This window comes from Clostridium autoethanogenum DSM 10061 (assembly GCF_001484725.1).
Lineage (GTDB): Bacteria > Bacillota > Clostridia > Clostridiales > Clostridiaceae > Clostridium_B > Clostridium_B ljungdahlii.
In genome coordinates this window covers 146,295-162,815 of the sequence record NZ_CP012395.1, presented here as the reverse complement: position 1 = coordinate 162,815, position 16,521 = coordinate 146,295, and the positions used below count along the sequence as shown (strand labels likewise).

At 31.9% G+C, this 16,521-nt stretch carries 17 protein-coding genes; 3 read left to right on the top strand and 14 right to left on the bottom strand.

The window, feature by feature from the left end; genetic code table 11:
- Nucleotide 1 precedes the first annotated feature (1 nt).
- From CLAU_RS00730 to CLAU_RS00690, 9 genes are all read right to left on the bottom strand, one after another.
- Nucleotides 2-628, bottom strand: coding sequence for a cobalamin B12-binding domain-containing protein (locus CLAU_RS00730; protein WP_013238722.1), 627 nt, complete (start codon nt 626-628; stop codon nt 2-4).
- A 210-nt stretch (nt 629-838) separates the two neighbouring features.
- On the bottom strand, nt 839-1,636 hold the full coding sequence (locus tag CLAU_RS00725) for a methyltetrahydrofolate cobalamin methyltransferase (RefSeq protein ID WP_013238715.1): 798 nt from the start codon (nt 1,634-1,636) through the stop codon (nt 839-841).
- Nucleotides 1,637-1,732: 96 nt separating this feature from the next.
- Nucleotides 1,733-2,845 carry a uroporphyrinogen decarboxylase family protein gene (locus CLAU_RS00720; protein WP_013238721.1) on the bottom strand — a complete coding sequence of 371 codons (1,113 nt, stop codon included), beginning with the start codon at nt 2,843-2,845 and terminating at the stop codon, nt 1,733-1,735.
- Between the two features lies 1 nt (nt 2,846).
- Nucleotides 2,847-3,473, bottom strand: a complete 627-nt coding sequence (locus tag CLAU_RS00715) for a cobalamin B12-binding domain-containing protein (protein ID WP_013238720.1) — start codon at nt 3,471-3,473, stop codon at nt 2,847-2,849.
- Nucleotides 3,474-3,521: 48 nt separating this feature from the next.
- On the bottom strand, nt 3,522-4,076 hold the full coding sequence (locus CLAU_RS00710; RefSeq protein ID WP_023161692.1) for a DUF2284 domain-containing protein: 555 nt from the start codon (nt 4,074-4,076) through the stop codon (nt 3,522-3,524).
- Between the two features lie 39 nt (nt 4,077-4,115).
- Nucleotides 4,116-4,568, bottom strand: a complete 453-nt coding sequence (locus CLAU_RS00705) for a hypothetical protein (protein WP_013238718.1) — start codon at nt 4,566-4,568, stop codon at nt 4,116-4,118.
- A complete protein-coding gene (locus CLAU_RS00700; protein WP_013238717.1) occupies nt 4,561-5,169 on the bottom strand; it encodes a GTP-binding protein in 609 nt (202 codons plus the stop codon). Before CLAU_RS00700 ends, CLAU_RS00705 begins: the two co-directional genes overlap by 8 nt.
- Nucleotides 5,170-5,216: 47 nt before the next feature.
- Nucleotides 5,217-5,897, bottom strand: coding sequence for a DUF1638 domain-containing protein (locus CLAU_RS00695; RefSeq protein ID WP_013238716.1), 681 nt, complete (start codon nt 5,895-5,897; stop codon nt 5,217-5,219).
- Complete coding sequence (locus CLAU_RS00690) at nt 5,890-6,687, bottom strand: methyltetrahydrofolate cobalamin methyltransferase (protein WP_013238715.1); 798 nt, start codon at nt 6,685-6,687, stop codon at nt 5,890-5,892. Before CLAU_RS00690 ends, CLAU_RS00695 begins: the two co-directional genes overlap by 8 nt.
- Nucleotides 6,688-7,141: 454 nt before the next feature.
- On the opposite strand from CLAU_RS00690, the gene CLAU_RS00685 reads away from it, so the two are divergent.
- From CLAU_RS00685 to CLAU_RS00675, 3 genes are all read left to right on the top strand, one after another.
- Entirely contained in the window at nt 7,142-7,891 is a 750-nt protein-coding gene (locus CLAU_RS00685; RefSeq protein ID WP_013238714.1) for a DeoR/GlpR family DNA-binding transcription regulator, read from the top strand.
- A complete protein-coding gene (gene pfkB / locus CLAU_RS00680; RefSeq protein ID WP_013238713.1) occupies nt 7,891-8,796 on the top strand; it encodes a 1-phosphofructokinase in 906 nt (301 codons plus the stop codon). Before CLAU_RS00685 ends, pfkB begins: the two co-directional genes overlap by 1 nt.
- Nucleotides 8,797-9,281: 485 nt before the next feature.
- On the top strand, nt 9,282-11,180 hold the full coding sequence (locus CLAU_RS00675; RefSeq protein WP_013238712.1) for a PTS fructose transporter subunit IIABC: 1,899 nt from the start codon (nt 9,282-9,284) through the stop codon (nt 11,178-11,180).
- 80 nt (nt 11,181-11,260) lie between these two features.
- On the opposite strand, the gene CLAU_RS00670 is transcribed toward CLAU_RS00675, so the two are convergent.
- From CLAU_RS00670 to CLAU_RS00650, 5 genes are all read right to left on the bottom strand, one after another.
- Nucleotides 11,261-12,403: a uroporphyrinogen decarboxylase family protein gene (locus CLAU_RS00670; protein WP_013238711.1), complete on the bottom strand. Its 1,143-nt coding sequence runs from the start codon at nt 12,401-12,403 to the stop codon at nt 11,261-11,263.
- Nucleotides 12,404-12,647: 244 nt separating this feature from the next.
- Nucleotides 12,648-13,757 carry a uroporphyrinogen decarboxylase family protein gene (locus CLAU_RS00665; RefSeq protein ID WP_013238710.1) on the bottom strand — a complete coding sequence of 370 codons (1,110 nt, stop codon included), beginning with the start codon at nt 13,755-13,757 and terminating at the stop codon, nt 12,648-12,650.
- A 4-nt stretch (nt 13,758-13,761) separates the two neighbouring features.
- Nucleotides 13,762-14,385 (bottom strand): cobalamin B12-binding domain-containing protein, encoded by a 624-nt coding sequence (locus CLAU_RS00660; RefSeq protein ID WP_013238709.1) that lies wholly within the window; start codon nt 14,383-14,385, stop codon nt 13,762-13,764.
- Between the two features lie 268 nt (nt 14,386-14,653).
- The gene (locus tag CLAU_RS00655) at nt 14,654-16,021 is read right to left on the bottom strand and encodes an MFS transporter (protein WP_013238708.1); all 1,368 of its coding nucleotides are present in this window, start codon (nt 16,019-16,021) and stop codon (nt 14,654-14,656) included.
- Between the two features lie 41 nt (nt 16,022-16,062).
- On the bottom strand, nt 16,063-16,317 hold the full coding sequence (locus tag CLAU_RS00650) for a hypothetical protein (RefSeq protein ID WP_023161691.1): 255 nt from the start codon (nt 16,315-16,317) through the stop codon (nt 16,063-16,065).
- Nucleotides 16,318-16,521 lie beyond the last annotated feature (204 nt).

Genomic DNA, 16,521 nt, shown 5'->3' with positions numbered 1-16,521 from the left:
ATTACTTTACCCCCATAGCTTTTTTACAGAAATCTACTGTCTGCTGTGCATCTTTACAAACTAAATCTGCACCCATGTATTTTCCTGCTGCCTCGTCTACAGGACCACCTCCAACTAAAATCTTTAAATCCTTTCTAAGTCCTGCATCTTCTATTTCCTTTATGCATTGTTTTACGTTATCAAAGCAAGTAGTCAAAAGGCAAGATATTCCTATTACCTTAGGCTTGTATTGCTTTATAGCTTCAATATATTTTGATGTAGGTACATCAACTCCTAAATCCTTTACATCAAAGCCGTTACTCTTCATTACAGTAGTTACTATATTTTTTCCTATATCATGTATATCATCATAAATAGTTCCCATTACAAATATGCCGTTGCTTGATCCTGAAGCTTCTCCTAATCCTCCAATGATCTCTGATGCTTCATTAAACACTTCTGCTGACATTATAAGTTCAGATAAAAAATATTCCTTTTTTTCAAATCTATTTCCTACAATTCCCATTCCCTCTTGCAAATCTGCTATTATATCTAATACTGGTGTTCCATTTTCCTTTTGTGCTTTCACCTCTGCTAAAACAACATCTTCATCCAAATCTGCCATTGCATCAACTAACTTTTTATTCATTTTCATATCCTCCCTCTTTAATTTAAATTGAATATAATATCTTTCAAGCATTTTACTTAATATTTGCAAATTTATTTACTATAACAATGCTTTGAAAGTTTTTTCTAATCCCTAAAATAAAAACATATCTATTTAAAATAAATCGATTTCACTAGTTGCCCTATTCAATCATTATTAACTATCCTGCATGCCACTACAACAGTTCTTATATTATTCATATAATCCCTCACGGAATGCTTTAATGAACTTTCTTGAAAACCTATCTTGTCCAAGTAATGTTTGTGATGCAAGTAAAGCACCCCTCATTTCCTTATTTGTTGGATCCATAATGTATGAGTCCATTCCACGAGCCATAGTTTGAACCATAAATAATCTATTCAATACTTTTCTTGCTGGCAAGCTATATGATATATTACTTAATCCACAGGTAGTATGTACTCCTGGATAGCTTTCCATTATTTTTTGTATTGCAGCTAGTACTTCTATTCCATTGTTTTGTCCTGCACTTATTGGTTTTATAAGTGGATCTATATATATATCATCAAGAGCTATTCCTTCTCCAGTAAGTTTTGTTATAAGGGAATCTGCTATCCTAAGCCTGTCTTCCTGTGTCTTTGGCATTCCTGTGTTGTCAATACAAAGTGCTATTATTTTAGAATTAAACTCTTTTACTAGTGGAAGTATTGTATTCCACCTTTCATCTTCTCCTGTTATGGAATTGATCATTGGTTTTCCATTTTTTACTTTTTTTAATCCAGCTTCTAGAGCTAGAGGATTAGGACTATCTATACATAATGGAAGGTCTGTTGCCTGAAGAATATTTTCAACCAGCCATTCCATGGTTTCCACTTCAGTTTGCATAAATGTTCCACAGTTTACATCTATATAAGTTGCCCCTGCTTCTTCTTGTTTTTTTGCAATTTCCTGTATGTAGTTTCCATCTTTTTTTTCTACAGCTTCACGTATAAGCTTTCTGCTTGTATTTATTAATTCTCCTATAATTAACATACTTCAACCTCCTTCTATTTTTACCTGATTTTCATAATTTCCTAATAAACAATTTAATTAAAACATTTACAATTTAACTTATAATAATTATTTTTTTTACCTGCCTGTAGCTGCAGAAACCATTGCTTTTACATTTTCAACTTTTGCATTTGGAGGTATTGAGCATCCACTAGCTAGAATAAATCCTGTACCCATATCATCAATAAGCTTTTTACTGTAACTATAAATATCATCAGGAGTGCTAAGTACAAGTTTTGCTGCAGGTACATCTCCTTTAATGCATACAGTGCTTCCAAGTACCTCCTTTATCTTATAAATATCCGTCATACCATCTGTTTCAAATATAACTTTTCCCTTTGGAAAATCCTTGAAGTAACTAAGATCACGTTCCCAGTTTCCATCACAATGAATGGCACATACAGCGCCTTCTTCTATAATGGCATCTGCTGTCTCCTTAATATATTTCCATACAAAGCGCTCCCACAACTTAGGGGAGAAAAATTCACTAGCTCCACGTGCTGGAGAAAGAAACATAACTTCAGGCTTAGTTTCTCTAATTTGTTTTCTTAACTTCTCTAAATTCTCTTTTTGAATAACTTCCAAAGCTGCTTCAACCTTATCTGGCATTCTAAATAAATCCCTCATGAATTTTGCCATAGAACGTCCACCGCTTAAATACTCATTTACAGTTATAGTTACAGCTGGACTGTATACCAAATAACCCGCATCCTCAATATTCTTATCTGCTTGTGGTCCATAAGCTAAATCTCTTAAAATTGAATCCATGTCAATGCCTAATCTATCTTTTAAATAACCAGGCATAAAGTTATTCCAACCTTTATTTATAATTGTGTCATAATCCTCTGGATGCATCATTTCTGCTTCATCTAATTGCCAAAGCATATCATCAGGAAGTTCTCGTCCCGGGAGCTTAACTCTTGACATAAATACTAATGGGAATACACGTCCTCCACTATATGATGCCTCAGTTCCATCAACATCTCCCAAATCTTTTAATGAATCCAATATAATCTTATTTGATACCTTTACACTATCTTCACCACAAATATCTGATAATTTTACTCCCATATGCTTAGCACAAAAAGCATCCATATGCAATATAACAGATGTTCTATCAGTTTTCTCCAATGCAATTGATTTTCTAAATCTACTTAAACGTTCATCATATAACTCTTTTGTAGTTTTCATATTATTTTACCCCCATAGCTTTTTTACAGAAATCTACTGTTTGCTGTGCATCTTTGCAAACTAAGTCTGCACCCATGTATTTTCCTGCTGCCTCGTCTACAGGGCCACCTCCAACTAAAATCTTTAAATCTTTTCTAAGTCCTGCATCTTCTATTTCCTTTATACATTGTTTTACGTTATCAAAGCAAGTAGTCAAAAGGCAAGATATTCCTATTACCTTAGGCTTGTATTGCTTTATAGCTTCAATATATTTTGATGTAGGTACATCAACTCCAAGGTCTTTTACGTCAAAACCATTGCTTTTCATTACAGTAGTTACAATATTTTTTCCTATATCATGTATATCATCGTAAATAGTTCCCATTACAAATATTCCGTTATTTGGTCCTGAAGCTTCTCCTAATCCTCCAATGATCTCTGATGCTTCATTAAACACTTCTGCAGACATAATAAGTTCAGATAAAAAATATTCCTTTTTTTCAAATCTATTTCCTACAATTCCCATACCTTCTTGTAAGTCTGCTATTATATCTAATACTGGTGTTCCATTTTCCTTTTGTGCTTTTACCTCTGCTAAAACAACATCTTCATCCAAATCTGCCATTGCATCAACTAATTTTTTACTCATAATACTTCCCCCTTTAATTTAAATTGAATATAGTATCTTTCAAATAAATCATTCATTAAAAAGTATAAGCCCTACATAAGAAAGTGTATTTAATCCATTATAATATGGAATTCCTGCTCCTTTTTCAAGTGCCATAACATCAATTCCATAAGCCTCAACAGATGAAAGTGCTTTATCTTGATATCTGCACTCTTTTCCATCAAGATAAGTGCATCTTTTACACACTGTACAACACCCTGCATTTAGAGGTAAAATATCCTCAAACTCATATTTGTCTTTTATGCTGCTAACAATATTTCTAAATATTTTTTCATGAACATCTTTAGAAGCAGCCATACCTCTCCAGTCAAAAGAATTAGACAATTTATGAACTGTCTGTATTAAAAGTCCTTTTCTATACTGTTTAACTTTTTCCATTAATTCTGATATAGGACCAATAGCTGGCGGGCCCATCCAGTTGGTGTCATAATTGCCACAAATATTTTTCTCACAGGCTTTTCTGTAATCTTCATGAAATTTAATTTTTGATGTATCTATAACTGCTGCGTAACTTGCATCTAACTCAAGTGCATCTTTGACCAAATCGTCAGAATTAATTTTCATATATTAGATCCTCCTAAACTAGAAAATATTAAAATATATTTAATTCATATAACATAAAAGCTCTTCATCTAATTTTTTTAACACTACAGATTTTAAAGTTTCTTCATCAGTTCCAAAAACAATGGCTGTCATATTCACTGTAATATTTTTTATATCATAATCATTATTTTCAGAAAAGGTTTTAACGTTAATTTTCTTTCCTGTAGTAGCAACCCATAAATTAAAATCCTTTTCATCCTTTACAAAGATTTTAATATGACCTATAAAATGTTTATTTTCTATGGCCCACTTTCTTAAACTTTCAATCCAATGTACAAAAGATTCTTGTAACTTATCTCCTTTAGCTTCTTTTTCAAGTTCAAAAGACTTTGTATATGAAAAAACAGCTGGTACTTCATTTAATTCTCCATATAAATCTTCTTCAGTTTCATCGCAATGATGATGGTGGTGATGTTCCTCACAATGGGAATGGTCATGTTCATGATTATTCATTGCTTTTAGCCACCTCTTTCCATATACTATCATTTATATCTTTATTTGCAGATACCTTATATAAAGTAGCCTTTGGATTAACTTCTTTTACAGACCGTTCTATATTTTTTAATTGCTTATCTGTAACTAGATCTATCTTATTTACAAGAATTGTATTTCCATCTGATATCTGTGATTTTATAAGTACTGGTGCTATTTCAGTAAGTTCTTCAAATCGTTCTGCATCAACTACACTTACAATCCGTATGCTTTCTATTCCTTTACCATATTTATTAAGTGTACTTAAAATCTTGCTAGGATAAGCTAGTCCCGTAGTTTCAATAATTACCCATTCGGGATCAACTTTTTCACGAAGATCATTTAAAGTAATTACGAGGTCAGATGAAAGCTGACAACAAATACACCCAGAAAATAATTCTTTTACACTTAATCCTTTACTTTTAAGCACTTTGTCATCAATACCCGTTTCTCCAACTTCATTTTCAATTATTACAAGATTTTGCTTATTGGGACTTTGTTTTTCAACTAAAAAGTGTGCTAGTGATAATATTAAACTTGTTTTACCAGAGCCAAGAAATCCTCCAAAAATAATTAAATTCATTTAATTACACCATCCTTTTCATTGGAACTAGAGTTCAAATTATTTTTTTAAACTTCAGATCTACCATATATATGTTCCATTGAGACCGTTTCATAGGGGTTAATTACTACAAATTCATCATTATTCCAAGGACCAGTTAAAAGCTTTTTAATATAGCTAATTGTTCCAGGAATTACTTCCTGTTTTAATTTTAAATCTGCTGCAATCTGATGAGTTATTTTTATAAAGTCTTCTGATTCATCAGTTTCTGTTTCAATAACTCCAAGTCTTTCATAATTTCCTAGCATTATTTTATATACCTTATCTGCTTTAGCTTTCCCAAATCTTTTTACTGTATCCTTATATTCAGCCCATATGTTTTTTTCAGAATTCAGCCAGCCTTCAGTGAGAAAATAAGTTTCCTTTTCTTTTGAAATATTTTTTCGCCTTTCACTAGAACCAAGTAATAAAGTAATGCAATCATCTACTCGTGGAAAAATAACTTTATAATCGAGTGATTTTAATCCGATGACGGCATTTCCGCAGTAACCAAAAGCTAAAAGCACCTGATCTACATTTGATATACTATCTAATTTTTTTTGTATACACTCTCTTAATTCTCCTGTATTAAGGTGCAGCCCCGATTCTATCCATAATATAGGATAATCACAATGAATTTCATTAATTACCCTTTCTAATTCCTCTTTAATAGTCCTGCATGCCACCACAACAGTTCTTATATTACTCATATAATCCCTCACGGAATGCTTTAATGAACTTTCTTGAGAACCTATCTTGTCCAAGTAATGTTTGTGATGCAAGTAAGGCACCCCTCATTTCCTTATTTGTTGGATCCATAATGTATGAGTCCATTCCACGAGCCATAGTTTGAACCATAAATAATCTATTCAATACTTTTCTTGCTGGCAAGCTATAGGATATATTACTTAATCCACAGGTAGTATGTACTCCTGGATAGCTTTCCATTATTTTTTGTATTGCAGCTAGTACTTCTATTCCATTGTTTTGTCCTGCACTTATTGGTTTTATAAGTGGATCTATATATATATCATCAAGAGCTATTCCTTCTCCAGTAAGTTTTGTTATAAGGGAATCTGCTATCCTAAGCCTGTCTTCCTGTGTCTTTGGCATTCCTGTGTTGTCAATACAAAGTGCTATTATTTTAGAATTAAACTCTTTTACTAGTGGAAGTATTGTATTCCACCTTTCATCTTCTCCTGTTATGGAATTGATCATTGGTTTTCCATTTTTTACTTTTTTTAATCCAGCTTCTAGAGCTAGAGGATTAGGACTATCTATACATAATGGAAGGTCTGTTGCCTGAAGAATATTTTCAACCAGCCATTCCATGGTTTCCACTTCAGTTTGCATAAATGTTCCACAGTTTACATCTATATAAGTTGCCCCTGCTTCTTCTTGTTTTTTTGCAATTTCCTGTATGTAGTTTCCATCTTTTTTTTCTACAGCTTCACGTATAAGCTTCCTGCTTGTATTTATTAATTCTCCTATTATTAACATATTTTAACCTCCTTCTATTTTTACCTCATTTTCATAATTTCCTAATAAACAATTTAATTAAAACATTTACAATTTAACTTATAATAATTATTTCTCCTTTTTAGTATTAGGTAGTTCTTGTAATTTATCCTATAAAAATTATTGAAAATAAATTGTTCATTAAATATAGAATAGCACATATTTTTTTGAAATTCACCCTACATAATGCAGAATTTGACATTGCTAATTTATACACACTGTGTACATACTTAGTTTTGTAAATAAAAATAATTCATCCATATTAAATTTAGGGGAAGAATTTCTCTATGTGATTGATTTTGAAACATTAATGAATTATTTTGAATGTTTTTGAATTAAAATGATTGTTTTTTAGAAAATTTTATACTATAATGTTTACATAAAATACATTTAATGATTAATAATAAATTTTATCTAGGAAAGAAGGTGAGCAATTTTGCTAACAGAACAGCGCCATAAGATAATATTAGAGAAATTAAAGCAAAATGGAATTGTAAAGGTTAACGATTTAGTAAACCTTTTAAATACATCTGAGTCTACTATAAGACGTGATTTAACTTATCTTGAAAATATAAATGTACTAAAGAGAATTCATGGTGGTGCTACAATTCCAAAAGGCCGTCTCATAGAACCAACTTATAATGAAAAACAAATTCAAAATGTAGATCAAAAAAGAAAAATAGCAAAATTCGCAGCATCCTATATAGAAGAAGGAGATTGTATATATTTAGATGCAGGAACTTCTACTTTTGAAATGATTCAATATATAAATAAAAAATCTCTGATAGTAGTAACTAATGGATTAAATCATATAAATGCTATTATTGAAAACAATATAAATGGATATATACTAGGAGGAAAAGTTAAAAATAGTACAAAAGCTGTTATAGGATGCGATGCACTTAAAAGTATTGAAAAATTTAGATTTGACAAATGCTTTTTAGGTATAAACGGCATTCATCTAAAATACGGATTTACTACTCCCGACTCTGAAGAAGCTATACTTAAAGAAAATGCCATTAAACATTCAGGTCAAAGCTACATCCTTGCAGATGAGAGTAAATTTGGAGAAGTAAGTTTTGTAAAGGTAGGAAATTTAGATCAAGCTTCCATAATTACAAACTGTAAAATAGAAAATTATGAAAAATATATACAAAAAACTAAAGTAAAGGTTGTGACAGATTAATGATATATACAGTAACTTTAAATCCTTCAATAGACTATGTTATACAAACTGATAACTTAATTTTAGGTTCCATAAATAGAGTTGTAAATGAAAAAAAATATGCCGGTGGAAAAGGAATAAATGTGTCCAGAGTTCTAAGCAATCTTGGATCATCAAGTAAAGCATTGGGATTCATAGGTGGATTTACTGGCAAGTTTATAGAGGATTCTCTTAAAAATTCAGGTATTCTTACAGATTTTATACAAGTTAATGAAGACACAAGAATAAATATAAAACTTAAATCCAATAAGGAAACTGAAATAAATGCTGCAGGACCACATATAGATAGCTCTAATCTAAATAAACTATTCGAAAAAATAGAAAATTTGAAGCCAGAAGATTTTATAGTACTTGCAGGAAATGTACAAAAATCTATACCATCCAATATATATTCTATAATTCAAGAAAAATGTGAAAACAGCAAAGTTATAGTAGATACTACCGGAGATGCCCTTACTTCTACATTAAAATATAAACCATTTTTAATAAAACCTAATATACATGAACTTGGAGACATATTTGATGTAGAAATTAAAGATATAAAAAATTGTATTTATTATGCCAATAAATTAAAAGATATGGGTGCCCAAAACATAATAATTTCAATGGGAAAGCATGGCGCCCTACTTTTATGCGATGAAGGTATTTACACTGCTTCTGCACCAAAAGGAGAAGTAAAAAATTCCGTAGGTGCTGGTGATTCCGTTGTAGCTGGTTTTCTTGCCCAATATACAAAAAGTTTTAACATAGTTGAAAGTTTCAGATATGGTGCTGCTTCCGGAAGTGCAACTGCTTTTTCTAAAGACTTATGTAAAAAAGATGATGTTGAGAATTTACTTTCTGATGTACACATAGCTAAACTTTAACATAAACGGAGTTCTTGGTTTCAGGTGGAAGGTTTTTTTCCATCTGAAACTTAGAAATCGTTATCCAGGGGCGTAGCAGCCATTATCCCCCACTTTATAAGAAGATGGGGATATTACGGCTGGTAGCCATCGGATAAAGTAATCCAGAGATGCATCCATCGGATAAAAAACTGTAATATGTTTAACTCAACTTTCGCAGTTTAAAAACTTTGCGAATCAAAGCTCGCAAGTTAAGAATTAATAATGAAAAATTAATAGTGAAGGATGATTTTTAGCTGTCGCAAAAAATCTTTAAATTTATATAAGTCAGTGATTAGTAATGTTTTGCTTTAGCAAAACGAGCCTTCAAAAATTTAATTAAAGATTTTTTGTAGTGTAACGGAAAAAAATCCACATTAACTATTAATTCTTCATTCTTAACTATTAACTAAAAAAATTTTATATGTGCAAAAGTTGAAATATTAATTTACAATGGAGGTAAAATTATGAAAATCACTGAACTTTTAGAAGAAAGTACAATAAAGCTTAAATTAGACTCAAACACCAAATTAGAAGTAATAGACGAACTTATAAATATACTTGATTCAGCTGGAAAATTAAACAATAAAGAGGAATATAAAAAACAAATACTTAAAAGAGAATCTGAGTTCTCTACAGGAATAGGAGAAGGTATAGCAATTCCCCATGCAAAAACAGCAGCCGTAAAAATTCCTTCCTTAGCTTTTGGAATAAAAAAAGAAGGATTAGACTACGAATCCTTAGATGGAACTGATGCCCAATTATTTTTTATGATAGCAGCAAGCGAAGGTGCCGATAATGAACATTTAGATACCCTTGCCAGATTATCCAGTATGCTTATGAATAAAGAATTCAAAAACAAACTTATAAATGCAAAATCTAAAGATGAAGTATTAAATCTCATAGATAAACAGGAAGCTGAATATGTAAAATCTAAAAATCATAGCACTACATCTAAAGAAAGCAATATAAGTGAATCCCCTAGTAAATTAGTATTAGCAGTTACAGCTTGTCCTACAGGTATAGCACATACATATATGGCAGCAGATGCGTTAAACAACAAAGCTAAAGATATGGGAATTGAAATTAAGGTAGAAACAAATGGATCTACTGGTGTAAAAAATGAGCTTACTGATGAAGACATACAAAAGGCAGATGGCATAATTGTAGCTGCAGATAAACAAGTTGAAATGACAAGATTTAATGGCAAAAAATTAATCCAGGTATCTGTGTCTGATGCTATTAAAGATCCTGAAGGACTTATAAATAAAGCCTTGATGGATGATGCTCCTACATACCATTCAGATAAAAAAGTTGAAGGATCTAATTCAGATAAAAAGCAGCGAACCGGTTTTTATAAACATTTAATGAATGGTGTTTCAAATATGCTTCCCTTCGTCGTAGGTGGAGGTATACTTATAGCTATATCATTTATGTTTGGCATTAAAAGCTTTGATCCTAAAGATCCGTCTTTTAATGTTGTGGCCAAGCTATTACATGATATAGGCGGTACTTATGCATTTTCTCTTATGGTACCTGTACTTGCTGGTTTTATTGGAATGAGTATAGCAGATAGACCTGGTTTTGCACCTGCTATGGTTGGTGGTTTTATAGCAGCTAATAATGGAGCTGGATTCCTAGGTGGATTAATTGCTGGATTTTTAGGTGGTTATGTTGTTATATTACTAAAGAAAGTCTTTTCTGGACTACCTGCTTCACTTGAAGGTATAAAGCCTGTACTTTTATATCCGTTATTAGGAATATTAATTACCGGAGCTATAATGCTTTTGTTTATCGTAAATCCTGTAAAAGCTATAAATACAGCTCTAGAGCAATGGCTTGGATCAATGGGAACAGCCAATAAAGTTATTTTAGGAATTATATTAGGTGGAATGATGGCTGTAGATATGGGAGGTCCTGTGAATAAGGCAGCTTATACTTTTGGAATAGCCATGATAGCTGCAGGTAAATTCACCCCTCATGCTGCAATAATGGCAGGTGGAATGGTTCCTCCTCTTGGAATTGCTATTGCTACTACATTTTTTAAGCATAAGTTTACAAGAGAAGAAAGAGATGCAGGAAAAACTTGTTATATAATGGGAGCTACTTTTATAACTGAAGGTGCTATACCATTTGCAGCCTCAGATCCTGCAAGAGTAATTCCTGCATCTATAGTGGGAGCTGCTGTTGCTGGAGGACTATCCATGATGTTCAACATAGGACTTCCTGCACCTCACGGTGGTATATTTGTAATACCAATAGTTAGTGGTAATCCACTCTTATACGTATTTGCTATATTAATAGGTTCTTTTATAACCGCAGCCTTGCTTGGCTTAATGAAAAAACCTTTGGATCAAAAATTATAATTATTATTTCTTATAGAAAATGTTCCTGAGAATCCCCCAGGAACACTTTCTATTTTTTAAATTAAATATTCTAATTTAAATTACTTACCAAGAGTTGCTAAAATAACAGCTTCTATATTTTTTTGTTTTGCATTAGGTGGGACACTGCAAGCTGAGTTCATAATAAAACCATCATGATCTTTAAATAATTCCACAAGATCCTTAGCATATTTGTAACAGTCTTCAGGTTTACCAACTGATGTAAGTGCTGGAGGCACGTTGCCGGTAATACACATCTTGTCTCCAAGTATTTCTTTAATTTTTCGAATGTCAGTTACATGATCAGGATCCCATATACACTGAGCTTTAGGGAATTCCCTAAAGTAAGGCAAAAATGCTTCCCAGTTACCGTCCATATGGAACCAAGTTTTTACATTATTTTGCTGCATTACAGGTACTAGCTTTTGATGATATGTGAAATAGAATTTTTCAAAAATCTTTGGGGATATAAAGTCACATCCGCAGCGACTTCCACCTATAAATCCATATACACCAGGCATAGCTTTCATAGCTTTAACTGTATTTTCTAATTCTGCCTCTTCCATAACATCTAATGCCGCCCTAACTTTGTCAGGCACACGATATAAATCCCTAAAAAACTTGGACAATTTACGTGCACCACTTAAAGTTTCAAATGGTGGTATAGGTAATAATCCACCGGACATGCCAACCGTTGTTTTTCCAAGAGATGCTATTCTTTTTTGAAGTTTTCCAGCATACTCCATATCCATTTGAGGAAGTTCTTCTGGATGATATCCAATTCTATTATAGAGTTCTTTCTTCATGTATTCCCAGCCTTTGTCTATAATTGTATCATAGTCTTCTTCCGTCATAGGTCCTTGTTCATCAATCTGCCATAATACATTATCACCTAATTCACGTCCAGGCACTTTCATCTTTGCAAACCACATAGCTGCAAAACTTTGCAGAAAAGTTTCCATAGGTATTCCTGTACATGTAGGAGCTGAATCCATTTCATCAAGTATAGGAAGCTCTGCAGCCTCTATAAGTTTTTCATCCACTAATTCGGGTCTTCTCCAATAATCAGCAATAGTCATTGTAGGATCTATAAAATTGTAATACATCTGTCCAGATAGAAATATTGGAATTCTATCTGTTTTCTCCATATTAAGTGCAGCCATAACCCTTTTATTACGTATTTCAGTCATTTCTTGTGATATCATTTTATTACACCCCCATAATTTTTACATTTCATATACAATTACTTGTTCATTATTTTTCATTTCAATTGCCTCTATTATAATTTTAGTTATTGACATATTTAATTTATTTTGAGTATAATCTACCTGAGTACTTTAACTGATATTATTAATTTAGAATAAGTCTGGCAGGATTTATACCAAATCGTATCAGTATGTACTCTTTTTTAATAACATTTGTATATAAAACACGTCCCTATCTTTTATATTATTTTCCACAAGTTGCAGAAAGCATAGCTTTTACATTTTCTACTTTAGCGTTTGCAGGAAGCATACACCCTGCAGCCATAATAAATCCGTCAGGCCCAATTTCTTTCATAAGGCGCATACAGTAAGCATGTACATCATCTGGTGTACCTAACGTTAAAAGCGATGGAGAAACATCTCCCATAATGCACATATGACCATCTAAAACTTTTTTTGCCTTAAATATATCTGTTGTACTATCTGGCGAAAAAATGCACTTAGCTTTTGGAAGCTCCAAAAAGTAGTCTAGAAAACGATCCCAACACATATCTAAATGGAGATATGCAAATGATCCTTCATCCACTACTACTTCAACTATCTTTTTAAGGTATGGCCACATAAATCTGTCAAATAATTTTAATGATAAAAAATCTCCAGCTGCACGAGCTGCTCCAACAAACACTGTCAGAGGCTTAACCTCACGTATCTGTTGCCTTAAACTCTCCAAAGTATCTTCTAAAATTACATCAAGGGCAGCTTGTACTTTATCAGGCATCCTATATAGATCCCTCATAAATTTGGAGATGGAACGTGCTCCGCTTATAGTTTCAAAAGGAGGTAAGGCTACAGCTTCCGTTAAAATTGGATATCCCTCATCCACAATTTTTTTATTCAGCTTAGGAGCAATCGGCATAAAATATTCAATATCTTTATAAAGGTTTCCCAACCTTTCCTTTATAAATTTTTGTGAAAAATAATTCCATCCTTTATCTATAATCGTGTCATAATCTTCTTCTGTCATAAGACCTTTTTCATCAATTTGCCATAAAGTATCACAAGGAAGTTCTCTACCTGGAAGCTTAGTTGGCGAAAGATACACTGTGCCCATCATAGGTGGAAAGTCTGCTCCACCTTGTATACAATCTACTACCCCAAGAGATTTTACCGCCTTCAAAATTAAGGAGTTTCCATATTCTACATTAGTAACCATATCCGATAACTTTCCACCTGCATACTTAACACAAAAGGCAGATGAATTCATAGAAAAAGGAGGTCTATCATTTTTTTGCAATGTTATGGCTACCTTTATTCTATTTAATCGTTCACTATACAGTTCTTCTGCAGTTTTCATTTTATTACACCCCCATGGCTTTTTTACAGAAATCTACAGTCTGCTGTGCATCTTTACAAACTAAATCTGCACCCATGTATTTTCCCGCAGCTTCATCTACAGGTCCCCCTCCAACAAGAATTTTTAAATCTTTTCTAAGTCCTGCATCTTCTATTTCTTTTATACACTGTTTTACATTATCAAAGCATGTAGTCAAAAGACAGGATATTCCTATTACCTTTGGTTTATATTGTTTTATAGCCTCAATGTATTTTGATGTAGGTACATCAACGCCTAAATCCTTTACATCAAACCCATTGCTCTTCATTACTGTAGTTACTATATTCTTCCCTATATCATGTATGTCATCATAAATAGTTCCCATTACAAATATACCGTTATTTGATCCTGAAGCTTCTCCTAATCCTCCAATAATCTCTGATGCTTCATTAAACACTTCTGCTGACATAATAAGTTCAGATAAAAAATATTCCTTTTTTTCGAATCTACTTCCTACAATTCCCATGCCTTCCTGTAAGTCTGCTATTATATCTAATACTGGTGTTCCATTTTCCTTTTGTGCTTTTACCTCCGCTAAAACAACATCTTCATCCAAATCTGCCATTGCGTTAACTAGTTTTTTACTCATAACATTTCCCCCTTTAATATAAGTAATTACTTGTTTAATAACAGGATAGCATATATATTATGGAAATTCACCCTGCATAATGACTAAATATAGCATACTTATTTATACATTATGAGTATTTTTAGTAATCATCTTTTTTAGTTAATTATCAATGAATCTTACTTAGTTGGAATGTTACAGTAGGTAGTTATCAGATAAAAATATGCTTCCTTGAAATAAACAGTTTTATTATTTTAACTATTCATCACAAAGGAAGCATATAGAAATTTTAATTTTCTACTTTTCTTGCTTTAATTTCTTCTTGCATCTTTTCAAGACTATCAGGTGTAATTTTATAAAGTAATACAATAAAAATCAATCCTACTATCATAATAATTGCTGGAATTAATGCCATTCCATTCTTTATACCTGATACTAATTGGGATGTAGGCTTCATATTTGCAACATATCCTGCCCCCACAAGAACAGCTGTTATAATAACACTTCTTAAAAATATTGCAATTTTAATTGGGAAACTTATTAATGACATAATAAATCCTCGTGCATTTTTTCCAGTTTTCCATTCGCCATATTCCACAGTAGATGAATACATAGCAACACCTAATGCATCAGGAATTCCATATCCTAAATATGCTACAAACATCAATACCATAAATGACATATAATTCATTGGTAAAGCCCATACAATAAGTAATCCAATTATAAATATTACAAGTGATAAAATATAAGTATTTCTTTCTCCAATTTTTTTAGCCAGCGGATTTGTAATAACAGCACCTAAAAGACATATTATACTAAGACCTGTAAAAAATGCAGTAACTACTGCCAAATTATTAACAACATATTTAAAATAGTAAAATGCCATTCCAAAAATAATAAACCTTCCTAAATATCTTCCAAGCTCACCTAATAACAATCCTATAAGAGGTGGATTTACTACTATCTGTTTTATCATCTCACCTATAGACATTTTTTCTTCTGATTTACCTGTTTGAGTTGAAACTCCAGCATTTGCATAGTCTTTAGTCATAAAAAATAATATATAATAGCATCCCATCATAAGAATACCTGCAATTGCAACGGTAAAAGTATACCCACCAGCAGGATTGCCGATAGCCTTTCCTATAATCAATATTAAAGGCATACTTAACAAAGAAAAGCAAATATTACCTAATGAGTTGAACATACCTCTGTTTGATGCCATAGCAATTCTTTCTTCTCTTACTTCTGTCATAGAAGAATTCATTGCTACATGTCCTGCATAAAAAATATTCCAAATTAAATGACTTACTATAAATCCTATTGAAATTATAATTGCATTTACTCCTGCAGAACCTATCTTGGAAAATTGTAAAATATAAAATAGTACTGCAAAAGGAGGTCCTACTAATAGCCATGAACGATATTTCCCCCACTTCAGGTTGGTTTTTTCCAATATAACTCCTGCAGTAGGAACCCATACAAGATCAAATATACTTGTAATCATCAATACAGTGCCTGCTAGAGCTGCCGATATTTTTGCGTAATCAGTTAAGAATGCGGCAAAATAATATATTTCCACATTTACAAATAACTGAAATCCAAAAGATGGCACCCCATAAAAATTAATAATAGATTTTTTCAATTTTCTTTCCATAATACTCTCCTTTCATAATATATTTTAGAAAAGTATAAACCTTAGTTGAATTTATACTTTACTTGCCTTTTGCAGCTGAAATCATAGTATTTTGATGTAGACACATCAACACTTAAATCCTTTACATCAGACCTATTGCTCTTCATTACTGTAGTTACTATATTCTTTCCTATATCATCGTAAATAATTTCCATTACAAATATGCCACTACTTGATTGAGAGTACTCTCCCAATCCTCCAATGATTTCTGAATCTTCATCTAAGTCAGCCATTGTATTAACCAATTTTTCATTCATAACACCTCCTCCTTTAATAAAAGTTAACCATTTATGTTAACTTATACTAATAATAGCATATCGTATATATTTTTACAATTCAACTTACATAATGTTTAAATTTATCATATTTGTTTATACATTATGAATATTTTTACTATATACTATTTTCAGCAAATTGCAAAAATACAATATATAATAAGAGGGACTATTAAAAATAGCCCC

Bases quoted from the DNA above. Each gene is read 5' to 3' on its own strand.
- CLAU_RS00730 (WP_013238722.1), bottom strand. From the start codon at position 628: ATGAATAAAAAGTTAGTTGATGCAATGGCAGATTTGGATGAAGATGTT.
- CLAU_RS00725 (WP_013238715.1), bottom strand. From the start codon at position 1,636: ATGTTAATTATAGGAGAATTAATAAATACAAGCAGAAAGCTTATACGT.
- CLAU_RS00720 (WP_013238721.1), bottom strand. From the start codon at position 2,845: ATGAAAACTACAAAAGAGTTATATGATGAACGTTTAAGTAGATTTAGA.
- CLAU_RS00715 (WP_013238720.1), bottom strand. From the start codon at position 3,473: ATGAGTAAAAAATTAGTTGATGCAATGGCAGATTTGGATGAAGATGTT.
- CLAU_RS00710 (WP_023161692.1), bottom strand. From the start codon at position 4,076: ATGAAAATTAATTCTGACGATTTGGTCAAAGATGCACTTGAGTTAGAT.
- CLAU_RS00705 (WP_013238718.1), bottom strand. From the start codon at position 4,568: ATGAATAATCATGAACATGACCATTCCCATTGTGAGGAACATCACCAC.
- CLAU_RS00700 (WP_013238717.1), bottom strand. From the start codon at position 5,169: ATGAATTTAATTATTTTTGGAGGATTTCTTGGCTCTGGTAAAACAAGT.
- CLAU_RS00695 (WP_013238716.1), bottom strand. From the start codon at position 5,897: ATGAGTAATATAAGAACTGTTGTGGTGGCATGCAGGACTATTAAAGAG.
- CLAU_RS00690 (WP_013238715.1), bottom strand. From the start codon at position 6,687: ATGTTAATAATAGGAGAATTAATAAATACAAGCAGGAAGCTTATACGT.
- pfkB (WP_013238713.1), top strand. From the start codon at position 7,891: ATGATATATACAGTAACTTTAAATCCTTCAATAGACTATGTTATACAA.
- CLAU_RS00675 (WP_013238712.1), top strand. From the start codon at position 9,282: ATGAAAATCACTGAACTTTTAGAAGAAAGTACAATAAAGCTTAAATTA.
- CLAU_RS00670 (WP_013238711.1), bottom strand. From the start codon at position 12,403: ATGATATCACAAGAAATGACTGAAATACGTAATAAAAGGGTTATGGCT.
- CLAU_RS00665 (WP_013238710.1), bottom strand. From the start codon at position 13,757: ATGAAAACTGCAGAAGAACTGTATAGTGAACGATTAAATAGAATAAAG.
- CLAU_RS00660 (WP_013238709.1), bottom strand. From the start codon at position 14,385: ATGAGTAAAAAACTAGTTAACGCAATGGCAGATTTGGATGAAGATGTT.
- CLAU_RS00655 (WP_013238708.1), bottom strand. From the start codon at position 16,021: ATGGAAAGAAAATTGAAAAAATCTATTATTAATTTTTATGGGGTGCCA.
- CLAU_RS00650 (WP_023161691.1), bottom strand. From the start codon at position 16,317: ATGAATGAAAAATTGGTTAATACAATGGCTGACTTAGATGAAGATTCA.